26 protein-coding genes and 1 pseudogene are annotated in these 21784 nt (G+C 32.3%); 4 read left to right on the top strand and 23 right to left on the bottom strand.

Annotated elements, in window-relative coordinates; all coding sequences use genetic code 11:
* Positions 1–353: 353 nt before the first annotated feature.
* From AC0N0V_RS07250 to AC0N0V_RS07230, 5 genes and pseudogenes are all read right to left on the bottom strand, one after another.
* Positions 354–443 (bottom strand): annotated as a pseudogene (locus AC0N0V_RS07250) (phosphatase PAP2 family protein); the annotation flags it as partial.
* 316 nt (positions 444–759) lie between these two features.
* Positions 760–1347, bottom strand: coding sequence for a cupin domain-containing protein (locus tag AC0N0V_RS07245; protein ID WP_474463091.1), 588 nt, complete (start codon positions 1345–1347; stop codon positions 760–762).
* 332 nt (positions 1348–1679) lie between these two features.
* Positions 1680–2267: a hypothetical protein gene (locus tag AC0N0V_RS07240; RefSeq protein WP_474463089.1), complete on the bottom strand. Its 588-nt coding sequence runs from the start codon at positions 2265–2267 to the stop codon at positions 1680–1682.
* Entirely contained in the window at positions 2219–2359 is a 141-nt protein-coding gene (locus tag AC0N0V_RS07235; RefSeq protein ID WP_474464474.1) for a GNAT family N-acetyltransferase, read from the bottom strand. Before AC0N0V_RS07235 ends, AC0N0V_RS07240 begins: the two co-directional genes overlap by 49 nt.
* 502 nt (positions 2360–2861) lie before the next feature.
* On the bottom strand, positions 2862–3023 hold the full coding sequence (locus AC0N0V_RS07230) for a hypothetical protein (RefSeq protein WP_474463087.1): 162 nt from the start codon (positions 3021–3023) through the stop codon (positions 2862–2864).
* 295 nt (positions 3024–3318) lie between these two features.
* Here AC0N0V_RS07230 and AC0N0V_RS07225 point away from each other — a divergent pair, with 295 nt between their 5' ends.
* On the top strand, positions 3319–3933 hold the full coding sequence (locus AC0N0V_RS07225) for a Crp/Fnr family transcriptional regulator (RefSeq protein WP_474463085.1): 615 nt from the start codon (positions 3319–3321) through the stop codon (positions 3931–3933).
* A 71-nt stretch (positions 3934–4004) separates the two neighbouring features.
* Here AC0N0V_RS07225 and AC0N0V_RS07220 read toward each other — a convergent pair whose 3' ends face one another.
* The 7 genes from AC0N0V_RS07220 to AC0N0V_RS07190 form a co-directional block, all read right to left on the bottom strand.
* Positions 4005–4502, bottom strand: coding sequence for a GNAT family N-acetyltransferase (locus tag AC0N0V_RS07220; RefSeq protein ID WP_474463083.1), 498 nt, complete (start codon positions 4500–4502; stop codon positions 4005–4007).
* 15 nt (positions 4503–4517) lie between these two features.
* Entirely contained in the window at positions 4518–5444 is a 927-nt protein-coding gene (locus AC0N0V_RS07215) for a hypothetical protein (protein WP_474463081.1), read from the bottom strand.
* Positions 5445–5729: 285 nt separating this feature from the next.
* Complete coding sequence (locus AC0N0V_RS07210; protein ID WP_474463078.1) at positions 5730–6722, bottom strand: hypothetical protein; 993 nt, start codon at positions 6720–6722, stop codon at positions 5730–5732.
* A gap of 439 nt (positions 6723–7161) precedes the next feature.
* Entirely contained in the window at positions 7162–7353 is a 192-nt protein-coding gene (locus AC0N0V_RS07205; protein WP_474463076.1) for a PspC domain-containing protein, read from the bottom strand.
* An 87-nt stretch (positions 7354–7440) separates the two neighbouring features.
* Positions 7441–8031 carry a CDP-alcohol phosphatidyltransferase family protein gene (locus AC0N0V_RS07200; protein ID WP_474463075.1) on the bottom strand — a complete coding sequence of 197 codons (591 nt, stop codon included), beginning with the start codon at positions 8029–8031 and terminating at the stop codon, positions 7441–7443.
* Between the two features lie 207 nt (positions 8032–8238).
* Positions 8239–8817 carry a TetR/AcrR family transcriptional regulator gene (locus AC0N0V_RS07195; RefSeq protein WP_474463072.1) on the bottom strand — a complete coding sequence of 193 codons (579 nt, stop codon included), beginning with the start codon at positions 8815–8817 and terminating at the stop codon, positions 8239–8241.
* Positions 8818–9119: 302 nt separating this feature from the next.
* Complete coding sequence (locus tag AC0N0V_RS07190; protein WP_474463070.1) at positions 9120–9698, bottom strand: hypothetical protein; 579 nt, start codon at positions 9696–9698, stop codon at positions 9120–9122.
* 257 nt (positions 9699–9955) lie between these two features.
* Here AC0N0V_RS07190 and AC0N0V_RS07185 point away from each other — a divergent pair, with 257 nt between their 5' ends.
* Positions 9956–10273 (top strand): TIGR04076 family protein, encoded by a 318-nt coding sequence (locus tag AC0N0V_RS07185; RefSeq protein ID WP_474463068.1) that lies wholly within the window; start codon positions 9956–9958, stop codon positions 10271–10273.
* Positions 10274–10483: 210 nt separating this feature from the next.
* Here the strand turns inward: AC0N0V_RS07185 and AC0N0V_RS07180 are convergent, their stop codons facing one another.
* The 9 genes from AC0N0V_RS07180 to AC0N0V_RS07140 all read right to left on the bottom strand — a co-directional run bounded on the left by AC0N0V_RS07180 (position 10484) and on the right by AC0N0V_RS07140 (position 17584).
* Positions 10484–10897 (bottom strand): hypothetical protein, encoded by a 414-nt coding sequence (locus AC0N0V_RS07180; protein WP_474463067.1) that lies wholly within the window; start codon positions 10895–10897, stop codon positions 10484–10486.
* On the bottom strand, positions 10878–11705 hold the full coding sequence (locus AC0N0V_RS07175) for a MerR family transcriptional regulator (protein WP_474463064.1): 828 nt from the start codon (positions 11703–11705) through the stop codon (positions 10878–10880). Before AC0N0V_RS07175 ends, AC0N0V_RS07180 begins: the two co-directional genes overlap by 20 nt.
* Positions 11706–11997: 292 nt before the next feature.
* On the bottom strand, positions 11998–12546 hold the full coding sequence (locus AC0N0V_RS07170) for a hypothetical protein (protein ID WP_474463061.1): 549 nt from the start codon (positions 12544–12546) through the stop codon (positions 11998–12000).
* Positions 12547–12662: 116 nt separating this feature from the next.
* Positions 12663–12827, bottom strand: coding sequence for a response regulator (locus AC0N0V_RS07165; RefSeq protein ID WP_474463058.1), 165 nt, complete (start codon positions 12825–12827; stop codon positions 12663–12665).
* Positions 12828–12906: 79 nt separating this feature from the next.
* A complete protein-coding gene (locus AC0N0V_RS07160) occupies positions 12907–14574 on the bottom strand; it encodes a LolA family protein (protein WP_474463055.1) in 1668 nt (555 codons plus the stop codon).
* A gap of 19 nt (positions 14575–14593) precedes the next feature.
* A complete protein-coding gene (locus AC0N0V_RS07155) occupies positions 14594–15127 on the bottom strand; it encodes an RNA polymerase sigma factor (RefSeq protein WP_474463052.1) in 534 nt (177 codons plus the stop codon).
* A gap of 186 nt (positions 15128–15313) precedes the next feature.
* Positions 15314–15985 carry a LysM peptidoglycan-binding domain-containing protein gene (locus AC0N0V_RS07150; protein ID WP_474463049.1) on the bottom strand — a complete coding sequence of 224 codons (672 nt, stop codon included), beginning with the start codon at positions 15983–15985 and terminating at the stop codon, positions 15314–15316.
* Between the two features lie 264 nt (positions 15986–16249).
* Complete coding sequence (locus tag AC0N0V_RS07145) at positions 16250–16798, bottom strand: flavin reductase family protein (protein ID WP_474463047.1); 549 nt, start codon at positions 16796–16798, stop codon at positions 16250–16252.
* Positions 16799–16990: 192 nt separating this feature from the next.
* Positions 16991–17584 (bottom strand): TetR/AcrR family transcriptional regulator, encoded by a 594-nt coding sequence (locus tag AC0N0V_RS07140; protein WP_474463046.1) that lies wholly within the window; start codon positions 17582–17584, stop codon positions 16991–16993.
* 167 nt (positions 17585–17751) lie between these two features.
* Between AC0N0V_RS07140 and AC0N0V_RS07135 the strand changes: the two genes are divergently transcribed.
* Positions 17752–18333, top strand: coding sequence for an NAD(P)H-dependent oxidoreductase (locus AC0N0V_RS07135; protein ID WP_474463045.1), 582 nt, complete (start codon positions 17752–17754; stop codon positions 18331–18333).
* Positions 18326–18994 (top strand): flavodoxin, encoded by a 669-nt coding sequence (locus AC0N0V_RS07130; protein WP_474463044.1) that lies wholly within the window; start codon positions 18326–18328, stop codon positions 18992–18994. The genes AC0N0V_RS07135 and AC0N0V_RS07130 overlap by 8 nt, the downstream gene beginning before the upstream one ends.
* Before the next feature lie 176 nt (positions 18995–19170).
* Here the strand turns inward: AC0N0V_RS07130 and AC0N0V_RS07125 are convergent, their stop codons facing one another.
* Complete coding sequence (locus tag AC0N0V_RS07125; RefSeq protein WP_474463043.1) at positions 19171–20280, bottom strand: TolB-like translocation protein; 1110 nt, start codon at positions 20278–20280, stop codon at positions 19171–19173.
* 28 nt (positions 20281–20308) lie between these two features.
* Positions 20309–21772, bottom strand: coding sequence for a HAMP domain-containing sensor histidine kinase (locus tag AC0N0V_RS07120; RefSeq protein ID WP_474463041.1), 1464 nt, complete (start codon positions 21770–21772; stop codon positions 20309–20311).
* Positions 21773–21784: the final 12 nt, after the last annotated feature.

Here is a 21784-nt window from a genome sequence, read left to right as displayed (position 1 = left end):
TCTCCTTGCATTTTTATTGTTGGTTTCATGCTGGATTTAGGCAATAAAAAATGCAGGCTAAAATCCGCAATGCGAGCTTTAGTCTGCATACCAACGTTAAAAAGACATGGTGAAAAAACTATAGCCTTAAATAGCTACAACTCACCCGTATCCATGTCATTATACGCAAAATAAGCACAACAAAAAAGCCCACCATCGTGGATGTTTTTACCACTTTTTTATTGCCTACTTATCTTAAACGTACTGAATACATAGATATAATGTCCTCCTTAAATTCACTAAATTTCACGTTATTTTATCATAAGTAATATAGTTATGTCCATACTAAATAATATTTTGCAGAGATTTCGCATAGAATGGTCACTTGGAAAGGAGGCATCTTTAACATGTGGAATAAGCAAGTTAACCTTATTATGAACAAAAGGTCTATCTATGTATAATACTATATCTTTAAAACATTAAAAGTTCATTAAAAAATAGTTAGATATTTATTAGAAATAGTATCTCTTGATAATATTCAACTGAAAGCACTGAAAAGTTCCTTATTATAAAGCAATTTAAAGCTTGCTTCATCAAAATTTGCCAAAGCCAATTGTCTTTTTATAATATCATCAGTAGGTATTTCACCATCCCTAACAGTTATTCGATTATAAGATAAAAACCATGCATATAAGGAGATTTGTTTTCCCAATTATGCATGGTTCTTTACCGTGTATAAGGCGTCTATACTTATGGGGCAGCCTCTTCGTTTAACTTTAATTAATGATGCTCTGCATCTGCTTTAGTTATATGAACTACTCCATGTGGATGTTGAGGTGGTGCATAGATAGAATATACTTTAAGTGGTTTATTTCCTGTATTTATAACATTGTGCCATGTACCAGCAGGTATCATGATTGCAAAATCATCAGTAACTTTTGCTTCAAAATCTAACCTGTCTTTATTTCTTCCCATCCTAACAATTCCTTGACCATCTTCAATACGTATGAATTGGTCAATGTTTGGATGAATTTCTAGACCTATATCATCACCAACTTTTATACTCATCAAGGTAACTTGAAGATGTTTTCCTGTCCATAAAGCAGTGCGAAAAGTATTGTTTTGTTTAGCAGCTTCATTGATATTAACTGTAAAAGGTTGTGGGCCATAATCCTTCAATTTAATTATACGACTATCCTCTTCCAATTCATCATCAGATGGAATATATTCTTCAGTAGACTGTCTGAAAAGATTAGGATCATACATTGGGGTGTTAGCTAAGTAAGGATATCGATAGTTGTTATAAGGATTACATATTGGTGCATTAGCACAATAAGGACATGGATATGTCCCATAATTATTATACATACTGTTCCTTCCCTTCAAATTCCTACAGAATTATAATATGTTATATGTTTTAGAAATGTGCTTATGCTCATTACAGATATGTTTCCATCTTTGGCTATTTTAATGATTTCTCTTATAATAAATATCACCTTACTAATAATTACTACCATTAAAGCTCCATAATTTGTTGCAAATATATTCTTCTTGATTATAAGCTACATAAGAGCATTAACCTCTGCATCAGTAACATCAGGCTATCAATCCATATCTTCCTTCGCGTTGTCTACAACTAATGAAAAGTATTTTTCATCCTCTTCAGTTCTATGAGGAAACATTTCAACTTTACGTTATAATCAAATACCTAGTTCTTGTATTAATCTCTTAAATGTATCGTAAGCTGGCTTCGGCGAATAATCATCACGCATAATCCCATATTGATGGAAAAGATCATCCTTTGAACTATCTGCATCTCGAAGCCCAAATAGCTCATAATGGGAAATATTAAGCTCTAGGCGCAAATCATAGATGGTTCGAATAACCGTTTCAAGAACTTCCGTTTGACGTTGGTAAGATCTTTCTATGTTAGCAATAGGATTCTTTCCCGTAGGCCATCCATTCTCTGTAACTCGTATAGGGACTGAAGCGGGTATGCTTGCAGTAATAAGATCTTTTTCTCGCAGATTGCGGAGTGTGCGTTCTACAGAATCAGGTATTTCTTTTAAATCCAGTGGTTGTTCATCGAATACATCTACATAAAAATTATATCCTACAAAATCCACAGAATCAATAAATTCATTACCTCCAGCCTTAGCAAGATCTTCCCAAAAATACGGAACCGCTGCAGGGCTTTCCGATACTGATCCGAATATAATTTTTATCGGTAGATTCAGTTTCAGTGATTCTTTTTTGCTGCAATCACTCCTTCCATTACAAACCCACATTTTTCTAGGACTTTACAGAAACCTTTGTTATAGGAGTAAACGGTCGCATAAACCATTGCAAGGTCGTATTGTTCAAATGCAATGCGACACATTTCCCTGACGGCATCGGTAACAATCCTCTGCCTCAATAATCTTGGGATAACCAATAACCGATTTCCGCACTCTTTGCGTAGACATCCTTGCCCAATGTTATGCTGATGCCACCAATAGCTTTATTGGCATAAAAAATTGCACGATTGACTTGCATATTCTCCGGAGTATTTATGCAAAATTCGACAGATTGCCGCGCGTCTTCTTCTGTATAGGATGCAGGAAAATATCGCGCAGATTGTCGGCGATTTTTTTGTTGTTGACGAATCTAGCTAAATCGTTAACATAATCGTAAGAGCACTTTTTTAGTTCCATTGTCATCCTGCTACATAAAATCGTAACAAAAAGATTTTAGCACTCTATTAACTAAATAGAATGGTAGTATCACAGGGTCTTACTACTAGGATATAGACTTTCATCTATAATTCTTGCATACCATTTAAAGCAAGCCTTTATCACCTAAGGATAATAAAGTTCTGCAAGATTGTGACTGTTATCCACTCCTTAAATATTTTCTCCCGCCAAAGCATTTCTCTGCGTGTACTTTGGATGTATATACTTAAAGCTATAGAACTTAGCTATTCTAAGTATCTCCTTCCTGTTTATTAACCTCAGTGCAAGCTTTTCACCTACCTTTCTTTTTATAGCTTTATCAATTTCACACATCTTGACCATTCATTTTTATTTTAAGATCTTGATAGATTAACAATGTATCATAATAATAGGTCATACAGATGTGTATATAAAGCTCATTTGACTCAAAAATACTTAAAAATGAACCAATCTCTAACTGCTTATCTGTTGATGGATAGTTATTTTATTATATATTGTCAACTCTTAATAATACTCAAGGGAGGTATGCCTGAGTATACAAATATCCCTCCAATGAATATGTTGCTTTTATTGTAATTAACCGATATAATCATAGCAAAAGTCAGTTGACCCAAAAGGAGTAAACAAAATGTATTTGATTGATATGATGCCCGATGAAGTTAAAAGAAAATTATGTCGAAAGACATTTAATGAAAATGAAACTATACTTTTTGCAGAAAACGAAAACAACTATGTCTATTTTTTGATTGAGGGAAAAGCCGAAGCATATGTACCAAATCTGCAAGGCTTCTTTACAAATATACATCTTTATGAACCCGGAAGTTTTTTTGGTGAGTTGGAACAATTCTATGTTGGTAGGAAGCCAGTTGAGATTTCTGCTATGACGCCCTGTGTTGTGTATACGCTTCACAGAGAGGACTTCTTTGACTGGATGAAAAAAGATTTTGAAGTTACAAAGTTCATAATAAAGGAAATTGCATATAAGCTAATCATAAATAGTGAATACATCGAGGAGATTTCGCTTTTAACAGTCAAGGAGCGATTGTTGCGCTGTGTGGCTACTCACTACCGCCGGGGAGATATAGATAAGCTCACCAAGGGGCAGATAACAAAAGAAATCAAAGCTCCAATAAGAAGCATCAATCGGGCGATAGCAGAGTGTGATAGGCAAGGTATTTTGTCTTATAAAAATCAAGAATTAAAAATCTTGGACACAACAAAATTGCAAACATATCTGCGTTAAATGCCAAACCTCTCAGCAAGCCCATTCCTCAGTGTATGGGCTTATTGGGAGGCTTGCTTTAGCATCTTATGTTAGTTGATTAAGCTGTACATACAGGCATCGAAAAACTGCCCATTCTTAAACACAGATTTTCTCAATACGCCTTCCATTGCAAAACCGCATTTTTCTAAGACTCTGCAGGAGCCTTTATTATAAGCGTAAACCGTCGCATAGACTCTCACAAGATTGAACTCTTCAAATGCGAAGCGGCACATTTCTTTGACGGCATCGGTGACAATCTCTTTGCCCCAATATTCTTCGGCCAACCAATAGCCGATTTCTGCGCTCTTTGCGTGAACATCTTCTCCTAATGTCAAGCCAATGCCGCCAATAGCTTGATTGTCATAAAAGATGGCACGGTTGATTTGCTTATTCTCCGGGGTATTCATGCAAAACTCTATAAATTGCCGCGCATTTTCTTCTGTATAGGGGTGTGGGAAAATATCACGCAGGTTGTCTGCGATTTTTTTGTTATTGGCGAATCTGACCAGATCGCTGACATAATTATAAGACCATTTTTTTAATTCCATCGTCCTCCTCCTCTCTCATTCACTAAACAAAAGAAAACGGTCTAAGCCGATTCCGCTTATCAAACATCGCTCTTTTTTACTTCCGAGCATTTGGTGAATCCAATCAACAAAGCCGCCATCACCAATTATCATTTTTTCATGCTCAGTTTCCATGTATATCTGAAAATTGATGCCTTGATAATACTTGTTGTCTACGTCGTCATAATCAAAGGAAAGCGGCATATCAGGAAATGCTGTTTGTACAACCTCAATCATTTTGTCAAAAAAACCATCGACGTCTGTGTACCCACCTCTTTTCCGCAAAACGATGGATAACTTTGCATTGAAGTGTTCTTGAAGAAGCTCTTTGTAAAAATGCAAGTGCTTTTTCAATAGCTCTTTCTCACAAGCATAAGACCCTATACCTTTCCCCGAAGATACCATACAAAAAAGGCCGAAATGGGCAAAAAAGCCTTTGCCTGAAAACGCTTGTGCCCGAACAGCTCTTACGGTTGTAGCATAATGCAAAAGGGGCGTATTACTTTCTGTCCTGCGCTTTAATCTGTCAGCAATAATGATAGCCATCATATTAGAGGGATCGGACAGTGTTTCCGTACCACGCAATGCGCTTACAACATTGTATTGGTCTACGCAACCAAAAACGCTACAACTGCCAAGGGGCGCAGAGGGTGAAAGCAGAACAGTCTGTATATCCATTTTCTGTGCTGCGGTCAACAACTGTGTTTCTAAAGCATGGAATTTGGCAGGGTCAATATCACTGGGGGTAGAGAAACGGTTGGCTTGATACGCCTTTAAGACGTCCACAGGGGTAAACTTATCCGTTTGCTTCTCAAAAAGTTCTAACAGTAGCGAATTTAAGTCTGCTTTTGATAAGGAAAGAAGTTTATCTATTATTTCTTGGTCGCCTATTTGCCTCAAAATCCTATCTAAAATTGCACTCATGGACACCACCTCATTACTGATTTTAATTTTATACATCCTAATTATAGCCCGTATGGGTACGTATATAAAGGTCAACTGACCAAAGTATCATCAGGATATATTATTTGCTCCTCCACTAAACGGCAAGCAGGGCAAGTGTACTGACACTTGCCCATTTTTTGGAGCTAGCCGCCCAAAACCCTGCGACTTCGGGCCAAGTTGGCAAGAAGTGACCGCCACACACAGAAATACCGCCCCTTTGTCCTCATGCGGTGTATGAGGAAACATTTCAGCTATACATTATAATCAAACGCCCAGTTCCTGTATTAACCTCTTAAATGTATCGTAGGCCGGTTTCGGCGAATAATCATCACGCATAATCCCATATTGATGGAAAAGATCATCCTTTGAACTATCTGCATCTCGGAGACCAAATAGCTCATAATGGGAAATATTAAGCTCTAGGCGCAAATCATAGATGGTTCGAATAACTGTTTCAAGAACTTCCGTTTGACGTTGGTAAGATCTTTCTATGTTAGCAATAGGATTTTTTCCCGTAGGCCATCCATTCTCTGTAACTCGTATAGGGACTGAAGCAGGTATGCCTGCAGTAATAAGATCTTTTTCTCGCAGATTGCGGAGTGTGCGTTCTACAGAATCAGGTATTTCTTTTAAATCCAGTGGTTGTTCATCGAATACATCTACATAAAAATTATGTCCGACAAAATCCACAGAATCAATAAACTCGCAGCCTCCAGCCTTAGCAAGATCTTCCCAAAAATGCGGAACCGCTGCAGGGCTTTTTGGTACTGATCCGAATCCAATTTTTATCGGTAGATTGAGTTTCAGTGATTCTTTTTTTGCTGCAATCACTCCTTCCACAAGAGCTTTCATTATATACGGCTTTGAACCTTCCATAAACGACAAATTTGGTTCGTTTGTAATTTGAAGAGAAGCCAAATGAGTGCCGTATTTTTGAACGACTTTTTGAATAAAACCGATCCAGTTGTTAAGCTCTATTTCCTGCTCCTGATGCTCAGTCCAATCTCCACATCCTATGGTCAAGTCCCCTAATAAACCGAACTCAAGATAGCGATCCGCATTTGATAACATTTTTGATTCCCATTCCTTTGTATAAATGAGATAGTTTCTTGGAAGTAGCTTTTTAGATTCACCTTGAAGATCCTGTAGCGCTAATTGAATTTTTTGGTAATTATCCTCAGGTCCGACAGCCAAACCAAAAGGTGTACCTGCTACGCTTAGCGGGTAAATTCCAAATGTTAATGCTGATGAAATCATATTATTTTCTCTCCTTTTTGTATTTTTACTTTATATTCTTTAGTTCTATCATGGGGTAATCTTCTTCAATCATGCTTAGTATTTATTCTTCTACCTAAATATTAGTTTTGTTCAACGAGTATATAATAAGTTAGTAAATCTATATGAATTTATTGTATACCTTCCAGCTAGAGGAATGTCAAACCATTATTATTATTAAATTTTAATACTATTTAAAAATAGTGTTACCATCTTTTGTGGAGTTATTAGTAGGTGATACTTAATTTATAGTATACTTATCCTCATTTGCAGCCTTACTACAAATAATATTAGCCTATATCTTAAATTCCCTTATAAAATAAGATATAGGCTTTGATAAATAAAGATAATAGTTATTTAATTAAAAAAACACAAAAGTTTTAAAGATAATCAGCATCGCTGAACACTTAAGATAACTCTGTTATAAATTGGAGTTTTTGGGAATTATTAATGCACAAGCTATGTACGCTAATATTCCACTTCCTCCTATCAGTGCAAATAGCACCCATCCTAAACGCACAAAAGTTGCGTCAATATCAAAAAATTCAGCTATCCCACCGCATACTCCTGAAATCATTTTATTAGAACTTGATTTATATAATTTTTTATTCATGTTATCCTCCTTATCTTTCACTATAGTCTTATATTATGCAAAATACTCAAACTTTGATTAATAAAATCCACTGAAAAACTAGAAAAATTAATTCTCACATATACTATTTATAAAAACCAACATAAAGCAACTCTTTATTCTTAAGTATGAAGAATAAATCCCAGCTACTAAAATTGTATAGAGTAAAATACTCATGAAATATATTGCATTGTGAGATATTAGGCTTTTAAAGATGCAAGCTATACCAGGAATAACAAAAAACATTGCGGATACTATTCTTCCAAGTTTATCAAAAATAAATGGGTGCTCTGACGAATTAGTATGGCTGTTTACAAGATTTGATGTTATTAAAAATTCTGCAAACTTTATACAAATGAATCCCAAAAACCATAGAGGTAAAATTCTTACAACTACCAATGCTATGTATGAAGAGACTATAAAAAATAAGTCAGCAAATACATCAAGCTTAGCTCCTATTGCTGATGTACAACCTATTTTTCTCGCTATTCTTCCATCCAATAAATCTGAAAGGCAAATGGCTAAAAACATTAATATTAGATTTATCAATTTCCCTTTCCCATATACAAATTGTCCCAAGATATTTAATACAAATAAAATAGATATAATTATTCTTGCTATTGTAATAATATTGGGTATAAATTTAATAATCTTTTTCATATTATTTTCCCTTTCTTTGGTTAGTCTAAGTTAATATACTTACCGAAATATCAACTTTGTGTTAGCTGCTTGTCCTAATATACCTTTAATAATTATTCTCTTTAAATGTTAACCTAGTTAATTTCTATATTAATACAAGGTTTTCTTTTAGAATGAATATCTTTTCAATTCATTCATATCATAATAAAAACTGATTGCCTTATTATTCTATTTCTGGCAATCAGTTAAGCCCTTCATTATAAACTCCACTAAGTATTGCATAACCTGCGGAAAGTGTTGAATTCCGACTTCTTCCTTATGAGTGTCAATATGTTCTAAAATGTTAAAAAAGGCAAGTAAAAGCTCATTATCTATATCGTTTCTTATCTTTCCCTCAGCTTTCCATGTTTTTAATATTTCTATACAAAAGTTATGAAATATATCACCGTTATTTCTGCCTTCTTCTCGGTAATATTCTTCTAGTTCACTTAATAGTTCACGATTATTCCATTCCTTCAATATTTTATTTGAGTTCTGTGCATCTATGTTATGAGCTACTAGCTTTTTCACCACCGTTACAGGATCCTCGTTCAAATTAATTGATTCCATAACATGAATTTTATGTTTCTCGCTTTCTTTAATGTATACATCTAAAAAAAGCTTCTCTTTTGAGCCATAGTAATTGTAAAAAGTACCTACCCCTACCCCAGCTATTTTAGTAATTTCTGAAACATTAGTGTCTTTGAAACCTTTTGCGTAGAACAATTCTCTTCCTGCGTTAAAAATATCTACTTTTTTATCTAACAATTATATATCCTCCAAAAATGAATGAATTTATTTTTTATTCATTCACACTATAGCATTGTTATCTTTCCCCGTCAATTTTGCAATCATTCAACTATTAAGTATTTAGTTATATAGTATATTCTTACAAATAATAACCTTTTCTTGCTGTACTAATTTCATAGTGTTTAATTAAAAGCGTTCTTGTGATGATGAAATTCTTGCCACTGCAGCTCTCTTATCGTACTTCGCTTGAAAAAAATATATTATTGTTTAAAAGTACAATAAAATAGCTACAGTGTATTGTTCTTATCCCAACTATTTATCTAATAATTCTCCTTCAAAAAATACACACATATCGTGTCTTCTGTTTGAGTATCATAATTAATTGATAAAAACATATCCTTATATTTAAAATGTGCCTCACCGTCTTTATCACTAATTGGATCTCCAAAAACTCTCTTAAAGCTACTAATCTTATCTCCAATTCTTACACCGTTAAAATTTATGTCTTTATTCTGTGTGAATACTTGATATACCATAGGACCTTTTCCATAATCCTTAAACCATACTCGTACCCCTGATTTCTTAAACTCTAGCCCCCCCTCATCAATAGAAACTGGATTTTCGCCTAGTTCGAGAATCAGCTTCTCCTTGCCTTGACCTATTAGATTTATATATTTTTCAACACTTCCCAAATCTTTTTTTAAGTTAGTATCATTACTGTTTTTTGTTTCATTATTAGCATTTGATGATGCGTTTACTATAATATTCTCCTTATTTACGGTTTCTCTAGTTGTTAGCTTAGCAGATTTACATCCTGTTAACCCTGCCAAACTTAAAGAAAATACTGCCATACAAGCTATTGTACATTTTAATGAACTTTTTTTGAAAATTGTTATCATTGTTATTCTCCTTACATCTTTACTTTTTATTTACGCTGGATATAGGCCTAAAAATTTCTCAACGCTCAATTTCTTCCATCTTTTATTTTCTCCAAGCACAAATCATTTTTTCTTTTCCAGCATCCATTTATACAATAATATAGACGTTAAAAGAGTATAAAACGTTACAAGATTTAATTTGACATTCCTCTAACTGGAAGGTATATAATCAAATTGTAAATATAAGTAATTAACCACATAATTAAGGAGGGAAAATTATGGGAGCCACAAAATACTACGACATAAAAATTACGGTTTTAAAAAAACTTGAAGTAGGTGATATTCATAAAGAATATGCTTCAGAGGGAGTCCATACCACTTGTTTAAAATATAAGGAAGGACAAGAGTATATGTCAAAAAACTGCATTAAACCTCAAGGATTTTGTAGTTGGGCTTGGGCCGGAATTCAAGACAAAGTTGTATTTTTAGCATTAGGTCATGATTATCCTTGGATTAAGAAGAAAGGAACTGAAATCTTCTGCTGTGCTGACGGACTTCATCCAGTTCTTTATAAAGTTGAAAGAATAGAAGAATAATTTTTTAAAAAGTTTATTATTTCTAAAATAAGCAAGTATGAAAAAATACTGCACATTATTAAAAAATTTACAAGAAAATAAGAAAGGAGCAGAGTGCTTTATTTATGCTTTCCTTGGCTTAATTAAGGCAAGGGATTTTCAAATAAAAAAGCCTTGGTAACCTTCGATAAGGTAAACCTCGGCTCAGCAAGAACTATAAAAATGCTCCTTTTATTCTAGCCTTTCCCATATCCCAGCTAAATAATCTTTTGTACACTTTTCTGCTTCAGAGCACCTTATGAGTTCGTTATCTGAAAGCTGATCACGTAAATTCCCATAAAGCCTTATTATCCCCTGCATTGCTCTAATACAGCTTTTAGCATCATATGTCGCAACAGTTTCCTTAAGCATGAACAAATCATTAGGTGCATCAGTTTCAATTTTTCTCACACCACGTGGAAGTTTCCCATTTTTCATTAATAGTAATGGACCAATAACTACCTGTCTCATAAATGAAACAAACTCTATTGCTCCGAAAATCTCGCCTCTTCCAATCTTCACTGTGCCATAGTGTATCCAAACCCAAAACCTATCTTCAATCCACTGTAAATCAGGAAATGGAAATTTAGCTTCTCCTTTGCTCAATCCGTTTTCTTACGGGGATATAAATTTCTGTTATATATTCATCTGGGTTGTCAGTATCTGCAATTCCCTTAATATATTTTTGATACGGGGGAGCCGCTATATCATAGCTTTCTTTTTCCTTCCATATATATAAGGCCTTAATAACATTAGTCAACTCCCTATAACTGCCCACGAACCTCGCATATATACAAAGTCCCCCTTCCAAGGTTCTTATATATATGCTGCTACCACTTGATACAGGTACTCCCATCTCCATATCAACAACATGACTCTCATCATATTCTTTATCATGATAAATAGTTATTGGACTTCCGTATACTTTAAGATTAAACTTCTCTATGATTGGAATCAGTTGATAAAACAGCTGCCCGGCTTCCGACTCTTTTATTGGCTTTCTCACACTTACAATTTGTATAGGTTCAGCATTAATTAACTTTATATCAATATCTTCATAAATACATATAAGTTTATTTCCCTTTTTAATAGTATTAATATCCTTCTCCATCCGCTTTAATATATTTTTCTGCTTCTCGATTTGTCTTCTTATATCTTCCTGTTTTCTATCTATACATTCTAAAAGATAATTATCATCATTTTTTCGCAGAATATTTAATATCTCAATCAAAGGAAATTGGTACTCTTTCAATTTGTTTATCAATAAAATCTGATTAATCTGGTCTATAGTATAATATCTATAGTCATTGTCTTTATTAATACATGCAGGCTTAAGTAAATCAATACTGTCATAGTATCTCAGCGTTTTTGGTGAAACCTTGCATATTCTGGAAAACTCGCCTATAGTTAACATACTCTGTAAATCACTCCTAATAAAACAATTAATTTTTAATGTTTTTTACTGTATTCAGTCAAATCCTTAAAAGCTTTTGGGTCTTCCAAGGCACATCTTTGTAGGTTATACTTTATTCTATTTAGTATTTAAAATTCTTAAATTAATTATAAACCCTACCGTGATGTGATTGTCAATTTATTTATGAAGATATCACCTCGAAACAATAAGTTGGCCTTAAATCAATAGTGAAAAGTGCTGCAGAGTTTAAGACTTCACAGCACCTTTCTCATTATCATGTTCTTATTAAATACTAGGATTTTTGATCATAACCTACTACAGTCCATATTCCTGTTTTGTCTTGCTTTACAAGTCTCTTTAAATATATTTTATTAATATTTGTTTTGCTTGAGCTTACTTCTACTATAGCCTCTGTTTCTGTAATTTTTGCCAGTTTAAGCTCCTCCTGCTTAACAGGATACTCACCTTGAATCCCGTCTGGAGAAACCTTCAAGCTTGCAAAAACCTGAGCCACAAACACAGAGTCAAGCTTCCACGGAGCGCTTCCTTTATCTACATTTTTCTGGTCACCCTTTTCTACTTCCAGGTTAACTGAAACTTCCACATGAGATTTCACTGAAGTCTCTTTATTTACTGATGATGATTCCGATCCTTGAGTTTTATCAGCCAGTACTACAGTATTAGTTTGTGCAACAGCACTATTATTTGTTTTTTCTACATTAGCTGTTTGTGTATTAGCATTTACAATATTATTTTTTCCAATATTCCCTATTGTATTTATTGCAAGGACTAAAGCAATAACCACTGCAGAAGCCATACCAAAAAGTATTTTTCTTTTCATTTATATCTCTCCTTATAATCTAAAATTTATAATTCGAATTCTTTTTCCTAGCTAGGTTGCTTACAATAATAAAGACGATAAATCAGAATTGGATGTTACACAATAAAATTACTTTTTTATAATTTTTTATGTAGAATCAAATCAAAGACTTGATTTTCTAATATTTCAAGTGCTTCTCTGCTGTTATGGGTTTGTTTACTCTCGTATCCCACTACATTTAAATTTAAATATATTAAATTTGATATTGCTTTATCATCTTCTACAATTAATATTCTTTCCATTGGTTTCCTCCCGTTTAGTATGCTAATTCTAGTTTAATAATAAAAAAGCTCCCTCAAACATTAGTCTGAGGGAACTTTTTTATTTTGCTGAATCATAACCAACTACAGTCCATATTCCAGTATTATCTTGTCTTATAAGTCGTTTTAGATATACTCTTCTTATAGGAGTTTTATCTCCACTTACCTCTATAATTACTTCTTTTCCGGTATTCTGAACTACTTTTAAATCTTCATATTTAATAGGATAGTCGCCTTGAATTCCTTCAGGAAAAATCTTTAAACTTACGAAAACTTGAGCCACATAAGCAGGGTCTAATCTCCATGGTGAATGTCCTGCATCAGCACTTTTCTGTTCTGTTTCTTCTATTTTTAAGTCAACAGAAACTTCAACTTGCGGTTTACCTAGTGACTGCTCTTTTAATGTTGATAAATCAACATCACCAGTAGTTAAAGCCTTTATAAATAATGTCAGTTCTTCTAAAGAAGCATTGCCAACTACAGCATATTCAAAGCCTTCTTGCTGCCATCTAACTGAACTTATACCTGTTACACCTGAGTAAACTCCTCCACCTTGAAGGATTCCAGCTTCATTTTGTACTGGAGATTGAATTTCTGCTACACTATTATTTATCTTACCCAGCATCGCCATAGAAGATAGTTTAAATTCACTATCAGATTTTTTCTGTAAAACTACAACCTTTGTTTTGTTGTCTTGTGAAACATAATTTAATTTAACTACTTTAGTATTATTAACTACTGATATATTGCTCTGGGTAAATAATTCTGGTACGCTTTGAATCACTTTAGGTGTAAATCCTACAATCCCTTTAGCTTCCTCCAAGCTATTTACAACTTGCTCTGGGTTTGTATTGATTTCTTTAAACCCTTTAGGAACACTATATGTTAAAAGCTCTTTAGATATATTTTCAGTAAAATCAATATTATCATAACGTACCTTATATTGAATCGAATTTTCCATAGCAGATTGTTTTTGTAGCGGCATTTTAGTTTCTTTATCAATCCATATTTTATAAGGATTTCCTCCCTGTGGAGTTACTTCTATTACAGCTGCAACTCTCCCTGCCACTGTGTCATCACCTACAACTTTAGTTTTAAGTGCATTCTTTACATTGTCTATTTCTTTTCCTATTTCAAATGTAAAACTATAAGGATCAGGAAAAGCAGCGAATACATCTACTTCCTTTTCACTAGGCTGAACTTGCCACTTCTTTTTCCCATCATTTGCAGTAATCACATCCTTTTGAGCACCTTCTATTCCTTTGACATAATAATGTCCTTCCTTATCAGCCCATACCTCTACTTTTGACTGCAAAGTAGATTTTCCGGCTGCATTTGTTTCCACAACCTCAAGGACCCCATGATATGCTTTTACTCCACTAAAAGCTTTCTCCATTGCGTAAACCATATTAGAGTTACCAAAAGGTGAAGCTATATTTAATGTAATAACTAATGCAACAACTGCAGCAGAAGCTACTCCCAAGAACCATCTTTTCCTTGATTTTTTTAAGTTTTTCTCCTTTAATAATTCTTTGTTTATATTTGATGATAATTTTTTTGCGTAGTTCTCCTCTGGCAAACTTGGTTCTTTTAAACTACGTACTAATCTTACAGTTTCAAAAAATTCTTTCATTTCTTCATCTTCAATTTCACTATCATGTTCTTTAGGTTTCTTCTCATTATTTAAACTATCAATGTAATCTGATAACTTTCTTTCCTTATCATTCATCACTCTACACCTCCATTACTTAATTTTCATCCTTGAGGATTTTTGTAAGCTTCTGTAATGCCCTATGTTGCAAAACTCGAACATTACCTTCTTGCTTATTCATTTTCTTAGCTGTATCAGCTATAGAATACCCCTTTAAAATTCTTAACTCAATAACAGTACGTTGTTCTTCATTTAAAAGCTTTAAGGCGTTTTGTATAACCTCTCGTTGTATTACATTTTCAGTAGAATCCTCTATTGATGTTGCTTCTGGACTTACATCATCAAAGTTAATAACCGCACCTTGACGTTTATTTTTACGCCATTTATCCCTTAATACATTTAATGAAATAGTTTTTAGAAAGCCTATAAGATTATCTATCTTAACATTACCTTTTTTCATGTACGAAATAGCTTTTATATAAGTTTCTTGAGTAATATCTTCTGCCTCTTCTCTATTTTGAGCCTTGAAGTATACGAAGCGATACAGTGGCTCCCACGTAATGGAACACATTTTTTCAATAGACTCTGGATCATCTATGTTTACTTCAATATTCTTTTCATCCTCCATCATAAGTTTAAGTCCTCCTTTCGTAGCTACGAATTTACAATAATAAAGACGTTAGTGATTGAGTAAATGTTACATGCTAATTTTTTAAAATAATATTCTTATCTTTTGCTATTTAAGTAAATTTAATAAAGGGATTACCATAATAGCAATCCCTTTTTATCAAAAATTATTAACTTTTTATAATATATTTTACTCAGGTAAAGGTACACGATACCCGAAAGTATGCCATACTCCAAAATTATCTTTAACAGTTATTCCTCTCTGCCCTCCCATAGCGGCATCAGTGTAGTAGGGATAGCTTTTTCCAACAGTATAGTGACCTTTATAATTTTCGGAAAAAATTACAGGTGCTGCATCAAACTGTAATTCGCCATCAGATACTTTCAACGCACGGGTTGTTCGCGTTGAACTTCCATAATTTGATTCCTCAGCTTTCTGAACACTACTATCACCCTTTAGCATATTAATGTCTGCCTGCATAGCCGCTATAGTTTCCTTATAATTTGAAGATTCTAAAGCACAAGCTGACGGTATACATATACGCTGACCTACTCTAAGATAATTAGGATCAATACCTGGATTTGCTTCTAAAATACTTTCAATGGTAACATTATATGTTTGTGAAATTTTATATAGTGTATCTCCTGACTGAATTATTTTTGAAATATGATTAGGTGGGCAAGCCGGTATGCATAGAATTTGCCCCACTCTTAGATTATATGGATCTATTCCAGGATTTGCAGAGACTATTCTTGAAACGCTAACTTCCAGTCTGTATGCAATAATATTTAAAGTATCACCCGGTTGTACGGTGTAAGGATAATGATTTGCAGGACATTGCCTATAATAATTATATAGCATGTGAATTTTTCCTTTCTTATTTCTCTATATACATGCTATGCTATAAAACCAGTTCTTGTTACAAGACTCTAATAATTATCTCATTCACGATTGTTTAATGATGTCTGAACAGAAGAGAGGTTAGTGCATTATACTCAGTCATGTATAATACACTTTTATAATATTAGTTTCAATAATCTTACTTTGTTAGGCTTGTTGCTAGAACTAATTGGTAATAAAACTTTTGTATTTTAAGCTACATAAATTCATCCTATAATCTTGTGCTTATTTATTTCCACTGCATGTTTTAAATACTGAGCCAACCCTATCCTTTAAATCAAAGTATCCTGAATCCATCATTATTGTTGGCTTGACTTTTAGAGCATTTGGCCTTTCATTTTCCAAGCAGCCTTCATTCGCATACACTGCAACAATCTCTCCCAAAAACATTGTAAAATCAAATATAGGAATAGTCTGTATTACCTTGCAAAGATAATTTACAGGACATTCTTTTATCATAGGTGCATTTCCTGATGCATCATAAAAGGAATCAAAAACATTTGATTTATCTGTTTTATTACCAGAGACACATCCACAAAAGTCAGTTTTCTCGACAAGCTCTGATGATGGAATGTTCACACTGAAAAATCCGTTTTCTACTACACCAGCTGTTGTGTAATGAGAATTCTTTAATGAAATATACAATACAGGTTTTTGACTTACAACTCCATATGCACCAAGTGTGGCATAGTTTGGCTTTCCATTTACCATTGCTCCTGCTAAAACTGTAATATACGGACCAAAAGGAATATTTGCTATCTTTTTCTTTATCATATTTTTTCTCCAATCTATTATTTATTTGTTGCAACAATAAAAATTATAAAGTATAAACAAATAAATTTATAGACTTTTTCTTTGTCATGGGTTATCATATAGATAGAGTACGCCCCTATCATAACTACATATCTTTGCTAAAAACAAAGCATATAGCATTTAAACATTTTAATTATAAGCTAATTGCTTTTCTTATATTTCTAAACCAGTTCTAATCATTTTTTCCAGTAACTCTAAATAATCACCTTTGTATTCAATACTCTTTTTAGAGATTAACAATGCTATTCCATGAACCATGCTCCACATGCCTAAGGTCTTTTCCACATATAAACTTTCATCTAAATTTATCACCTTAAAAAATTCTTCTGCACAGTTTTTAAAAACCTCAAAAGCACTATTTTCATATCCATAGAATTTATTATTCCTAATTTCTATAGCATGTGAATTATCCGATAAAAACATAAACTTTAAGTATTCTGGATTTTCCACCATAAACCTAACATACGCTTTTCCCATCTCAACAATTTGTAGTTTATAATCATTCGGATATAAGGAAGTAACCTCTAATAATGCTAAATGGAACTTTCTTGAAACTTCTTCAACTATTGAATTGATAAGCTCCTCTTTATCTTTAAAATGTTTGTACGGTGCTGTATGGCTTACTCCACACATCGCCGCAACTTTCCTTAATGAGAACCCTTCAAAGCCCTCTCTATTTAAAAGCAATAACCCATTATCTATAATTTCTTGTTTTAAATCACCATGATGATATGTTTCTCTACTCATTATTTTTTCCTCCTAATATAATGCCGCTTATCAACTTTATATAACACATCTAAATAAATTTCTATTATAAAAAATTATATCATCAAATGTTGACACTGTAAACTTTACATTATATAATAACTTTAAAGTTTACAGTGTCAACATCAATCTTAATGGAGGAGTTTGTTATGAAGATTTTATTAGTTAGTGACAATTATAATCATGCTAATACAAAAGATATTTTAAATAAAACCTTAATTGAAAATATTAAGGAAAACTACAGTGATTTTAAAGCTTACTTTGTAAGAGAAGATGATTTAAACCCTTGTGTTGGCTGCTTTAATTGCTTTGTAAAAACACCTGGTTTGTGTGTGATAAATGATTTAGGTCGGAACATAGACAAGGATATTTCAAATTGTGATTTGTTAATAATAGTTACAGAAGTCAAATTCGGATGCTATAGCCCTGCCATAAAAAGAATTTTAGATAGACATATCCCTTCAATACTTCCTTTTTTTAAAACTATCAATGGAGAAATGCACCATGCTCCACGTTACACTAAATATCCTGATATTATAGTTTTAGGATATGGTGAAGATATATCTATTGAAGAAGAGAAAACTTTAAGTAAATTAGCTACTGCAAATGCTATAAATCTTCAAAAGAATGATGCTAAAACTTATATTTGTTGTACCGACAATGAAGTAAATTCAATCGTTAACAATATTCTTATTCACATTTCAAATGTAGGTGGTGAAAATAATGAATAAAATTTGTATGGTTAACTGTAGTCCAAAAGGTAAAAGAACTAATAACTCTCAGTATTTTATTGATGAACTTTCCAATTTATTAGATAAAAATAATACACAAATTAAACAAATTTCTGTCCTTCGCTGCTCTAGAGAAGAGGTTTACCCTCAACTTTTGGATAGCGATATTATAATTTTCGTAGCTCCGCTATATGTAGATTCTCTGCCTTCCTCATTATTAAGTTTTATTGTAGGTCTAGAAAGTTATATTAAGCAAATTGGATTTTTAAATGATACTTTACCTAAAGTATACTCAATATTAAATTGCGGCTTTTTTGAAGGACATCAAAATAAGATAGCACTTGATATAGTAAAAAATTTTTGCAATAAAGTTGGATTTACATGGAGATTTGGAATAGGAATCGGTGCTGGAGAGTTTATGGGTGAAACCAAAGACAATATACCTTTAAAAAGTAAAGTAAAAAAAGATACTTTTAATGCTTTTATTGAAGTTAAAAATGATATAGAAAGTAACGCCACACTCCCAAGAGAAAATATATTTACTTCACCTAAAATGCCTAGACTTATGTTCCATTTAGCAGGAAATCTTAGCTGGATTAAACAAGCAAAGCTTAACAAGCTAAAAATAAGAGACCTTTATACAAGGCCTCACACTAAATAATATGTCAAATATATTTTTGGGGCTAAAAATGCCCCACTTGTCCTTATCTTTTTATACTACTGTTAGATTTTACTCAATCAAAAAATCTTAGAACTTATCAAAACCTGAGCTAATAATCTGATAAATCCCGTAATTAAATTATTATAGTCTACTCTTAAATTATTACGCAATTACATTTAGTTTATAAAAGAAAATCTATATATTGTGCTTCCCTGATTATTATCAGTAAAATATAAAAGCCTGTTTCCATCCTTACTCCATATCAAATGAGTTCCATATTTAGAGCTGCAGTAAACTGTAGTATCTAATTCTATTTTATCTTTATTAAAAATAGCTGCATGTAATTCAGAATTACCATTATCATCTGAATTATTATAGGCAATCTTTCTACTATCTTCAGTTAACTCTATATCAGATACATTCCCTTGCTTTATATTTTTGTAGCTTTTGCTCTTCGTGTTATATATAAAGATTCCATTGTTTCCATCAGCATTTCCACAAAATATAAAATTCCCATCAGTTAAAGGTTCAAAATCATAAATATATCCTTTAACTAATTCCTTTGATATCTCTTTATTTTTCAGATTAATCTCGAATACTATTGAATATATTCCAGCATTATTTTTAACTGCTTGATATATGAGATATACTGTATTTCCGTCTTTTGAAGGCATTAAATTATATGCCTTCTTTTTAGGTATATTATCACTCTTATCGATTTCTTTCACGCTCATCAAATTACTTGTCTCACCTGCGTTTAGATCCTTCATAAATAAGTATTCATTATTAACAGCTATAAATTTGCTATTTTTTATGATTAAATTAGCGTATGTGATATTGTTAATAATCTCAGTGCTTTTTTTTGTTTTGATATCATATAAATAAGTTTTCCCATCTCTTTTTCCTATGTCTGAATTAGAATATATTATCTTCTCTGCATCTTCTGACACAGCCAAATTATTAACATAACCAATATCTGACTTATATAATTCAACAAGATTATTGTTATTCAAGTCTAAAGTGCATAATCTTTCAGCGTTGTTTTTGTCAACTGTTCTAAAGACAATAGAATCGTTATTCAATATCCTAGGACTGAAAATTGAATAAGCTGTGTCCAGCTTTAATACATTACCTACACGAAGATTTTCTATTTTATCATCTGATGTACTACTAGTTTTAAATAAGCTGCTTTCAAGTACAATAGTTTTAGCTTTCCTGCTATTTAAAGAATAAACGTAATTTAGAAAATAGAATGATACCATAAATATTCCTAAAATTAAGATCAAAATAACGTAATTTCTATATTTTTTAAATCTATTCATCCTCTTCATAATCCTCATTTTCAAATTTAATACTAACCTGTGTACCTTCATTTACTTTACTTTTTATATTTATATGTCCATGATGATTTTGCACTATATCTTTCACAATTGCCAGACCTAGACCTGCACTACCTTTTTCTCTTGATTCTCTTTTAGAAATTCTGTAAAATGGTTCAAATAAGTTATTTATGTGCTTTTCATCAATCCCAATCCCTTTATCCTTTATTTTTAGGTAGATCCACTCATTTTCACAGTATACACCTACATCCACAGTTGAGTTAACACTTCCATACTTTATTGAGTTATCAATTAGATTTATCAATAATTCTTTTAACTTATTTCTATCACCATTCATAAAAATATTTTCTTGAATATGAGGTTGTATCATTATATTATACTTTCTACCTTTCATATTCATTTCTTCACAAGTACTTTTTACGAGGTTAGATAGGTTTATTTTTTCAAGGTTATATACCATGGCCTTAGAGGAGGCTGTAGAAAGTTCTAATATTTGCACTACCATGCTGTTTAATCTCTTACTCTCATTTATAATATAAGAAGTTCCCTTATCAAAAAATTCTTTATCAGTAAAACCATTTTCTTTTATTATTTGAGCATATCCCAATATGGTTGTTAGTGGAGTTTTAAGTTCGTGTGTTACATTATCAAAAAAGATTTTACTCTGTTTCTGCGCCTCTTTTAAACTATCCCTATCTCTTTTTATAATTGATATCTGCTCCTGGATTCTCTCCACCATAATTTTAAATCTGCTTGAAAGTTCACCTATCTCATCTCTAGAATTTATATTTATAGTAAAATCAAAATCTCCTTTAGATACCTTCTCTGAACCTTTAGTAAGCTCTATTATAGGCTTTGCTATTTGTTTTGAAATAACAATGGTCACAATAAATACAATAATAAATATCCCAATTGCAAAACTGTTAATAACATATCTAAATCTATTATTATAATTATAAAGTTCCGTATAATCCTTACTATAATTTATAATGCCGATTGAGTTGCCATTTACTTTTACAGGATAAGAAAGACTAACAATTGCTTTATTTCCATTGTAGTTTACAGTATAGGATATCTGATCATTACGTGCCTTTGTAAGATCGCTGATATTTACAGTATCTACGCTTAAAAAATTTGATATTTTTTCTCCAGCAAGATTATAAATCTCAACGTTGTTTCCAATTTCAGAACTCAATTCTCTTGATATGGTATCTGCATCAGCCAAAAGATTAGTTTCATTAAATTCTTTATTATTAATCAAGAAATATTGTTTTAAATATAAATCTAAATTTTTCTTTACTGATATCATGTCATTTTGTATTATACGAGTTGTGTTTTGTTCCGTTATTTTATATGAGGCAAAAAGCAGTGAGGATAATCCTATAAAAATTATTATAGAAAACCATATCAATATCTTATTTTGTATTGAATATCTCATATTTTCACCTTT

Source organism: Clostridium sp. CS1-1, assembly GCF_056135525.1.
This window is presented reverse-complemented; position numbering and strand designations above follow the sequence as displayed.

Excerpts from the sequence above, each read along its gene's own strand:
- AC0N0V_RS07245 (WP_474463091.1), bottom strand. The coding sequence starts at position 1,347 with ATGTATAATAATTATGGGACATATCCATGTCCTTATTGTGCTAATGCA.
- AC0N0V_RS07240 (WP_474463089.1), bottom strand. The coding sequence starts at position 2,267 with ATGTGGGTTTGTAATGGAAGGAGTGATTGCAGCAAAAAAGAATCACTG.
- AC0N0V_RS07235 (WP_474464474.1), bottom strand. The coding sequence starts at position 2,359 with ATGTGTCGCATTGCATTTGAACAATACGACCTTGCAATGGTTTATGCG.
- AC0N0V_RS07230 (WP_474463087.1), bottom strand. The coding sequence starts at position 3,023 with ATGTGTGAAATTGATAAAGCTATAAAAAGAAAGGTAGGTGAAAAGCTT.
- AC0N0V_RS07225 (WP_474463085.1), top strand. The coding sequence starts at position 3,319 with ATGTATTTGATTGATATGATGCCCGATGAAGTTAAAAGAAAATTATGT.
- AC0N0V_RS07220 (WP_474463083.1), bottom strand. The coding sequence starts at position 4,502 with ATGGAATTAAAAAAATGGTCTTATAATTATGTCAGCGATCTGGTCAGA.
- AC0N0V_RS07215 (WP_474463081.1), bottom strand. The coding sequence starts at position 5,444 with ATGAGTGCAATTTTAGATAGGATTTTGAGGCAAATAGGCGACCAAGAA.
- AC0N0V_RS07210 (WP_474463078.1), bottom strand. The coding sequence starts at position 6,722 with ATGATTTCATCAGCATTAACATTTGGAATTTACCCGCTAAGCGTAGCA.
- AC0N0V_RS07205 (WP_474463076.1), bottom strand. The coding sequence starts at position 7,353 with ATGAATAAAAAATTATATAAATCAAGTTCTAATAAAATGATTTCAGGA.
- AC0N0V_RS07200 (WP_474463075.1), bottom strand. The coding sequence starts at position 8,031 with ATGAAAAAGATTATTAAATTTATACCCAATATTATTACAATAGCAAGA.
- AC0N0V_RS07190 (WP_474463070.1), bottom strand. The coding sequence starts at position 9,698 with ATGATAACAATTTTCAAAAAAAGTTCATTAAAATGTACAATAGCTTGT.
- AC0N0V_RS07185 (WP_474463068.1), top strand. The coding sequence starts at position 9,956 with ATGGGAGCCACAAAATACTACGACATAAAAATTACGGTTTTAAAAAAA.
- AC0N0V_RS07175 (WP_474463064.1), bottom strand. The coding sequence starts at position 11,705 with ATGTTAACTATAGGCGAGTTTTCCAGAATATGCAAGGTTTCACCAAAA.
- AC0N0V_RS07170 (WP_474463061.1), bottom strand. The coding sequence starts at position 12,546 with ATGAAAAGAAAAATACTTTTTGGTATGGCTTCTGCAGTGGTTATTGCT.
- AC0N0V_RS07165 (WP_474463058.1), bottom strand. The coding sequence starts at position 12,827 with ATGGAAAGAATATTAATTGTAGAAGATGATAAAGCAATATCAAATTTA.
- AC0N0V_RS07160 (WP_474463055.1), bottom strand. The coding sequence starts at position 14,574 with ATGAATGATAAGGAAAGAAAGTTATCAGATTACATTGATAGTTTAAAT.
- AC0N0V_RS07155 (WP_474463052.1), bottom strand. The coding sequence starts at position 15,127 with ATGATGGAGGATGAAAAGAATATTGAAGTAAACATAGATGATCCAGAG.
- AC0N0V_RS07150 (WP_474463049.1), bottom strand. The coding sequence starts at position 15,985 with ATGCTATATAATTATTATAGGCAATGTCCTGCAAATCATTATCCTTAC.
- AC0N0V_RS07145 (WP_474463047.1), bottom strand. The coding sequence starts at position 16,798 with ATGATAAAGAAAAAGATAGCAAATATTCCTTTTGGTCCGTATATTACA.
- AC0N0V_RS07140 (WP_474463046.1), bottom strand. The coding sequence starts at position 17,584 with ATGAGTAGAGAAACATATCATCATGGTGATTTAAAACAAGAAATTATA.
- AC0N0V_RS07135 (WP_474463045.1), top strand. The coding sequence starts at position 17,752 with ATGAAGATTTTATTAGTTAGTGACAATTATAATCATGCTAATACAAAA.
- AC0N0V_RS07130 (WP_474463044.1), top strand. The coding sequence starts at position 18,326 with ATGAATAAAATTTGTATGGTTAACTGTAGTCCAAAAGGTAAAAGAACT.
- AC0N0V_RS07120 (WP_474463041.1), bottom strand. The coding sequence starts at position 21,772 with ATGAGATATTCAATACAAAATAAGATATTGATATGGTTTTCTATAATA.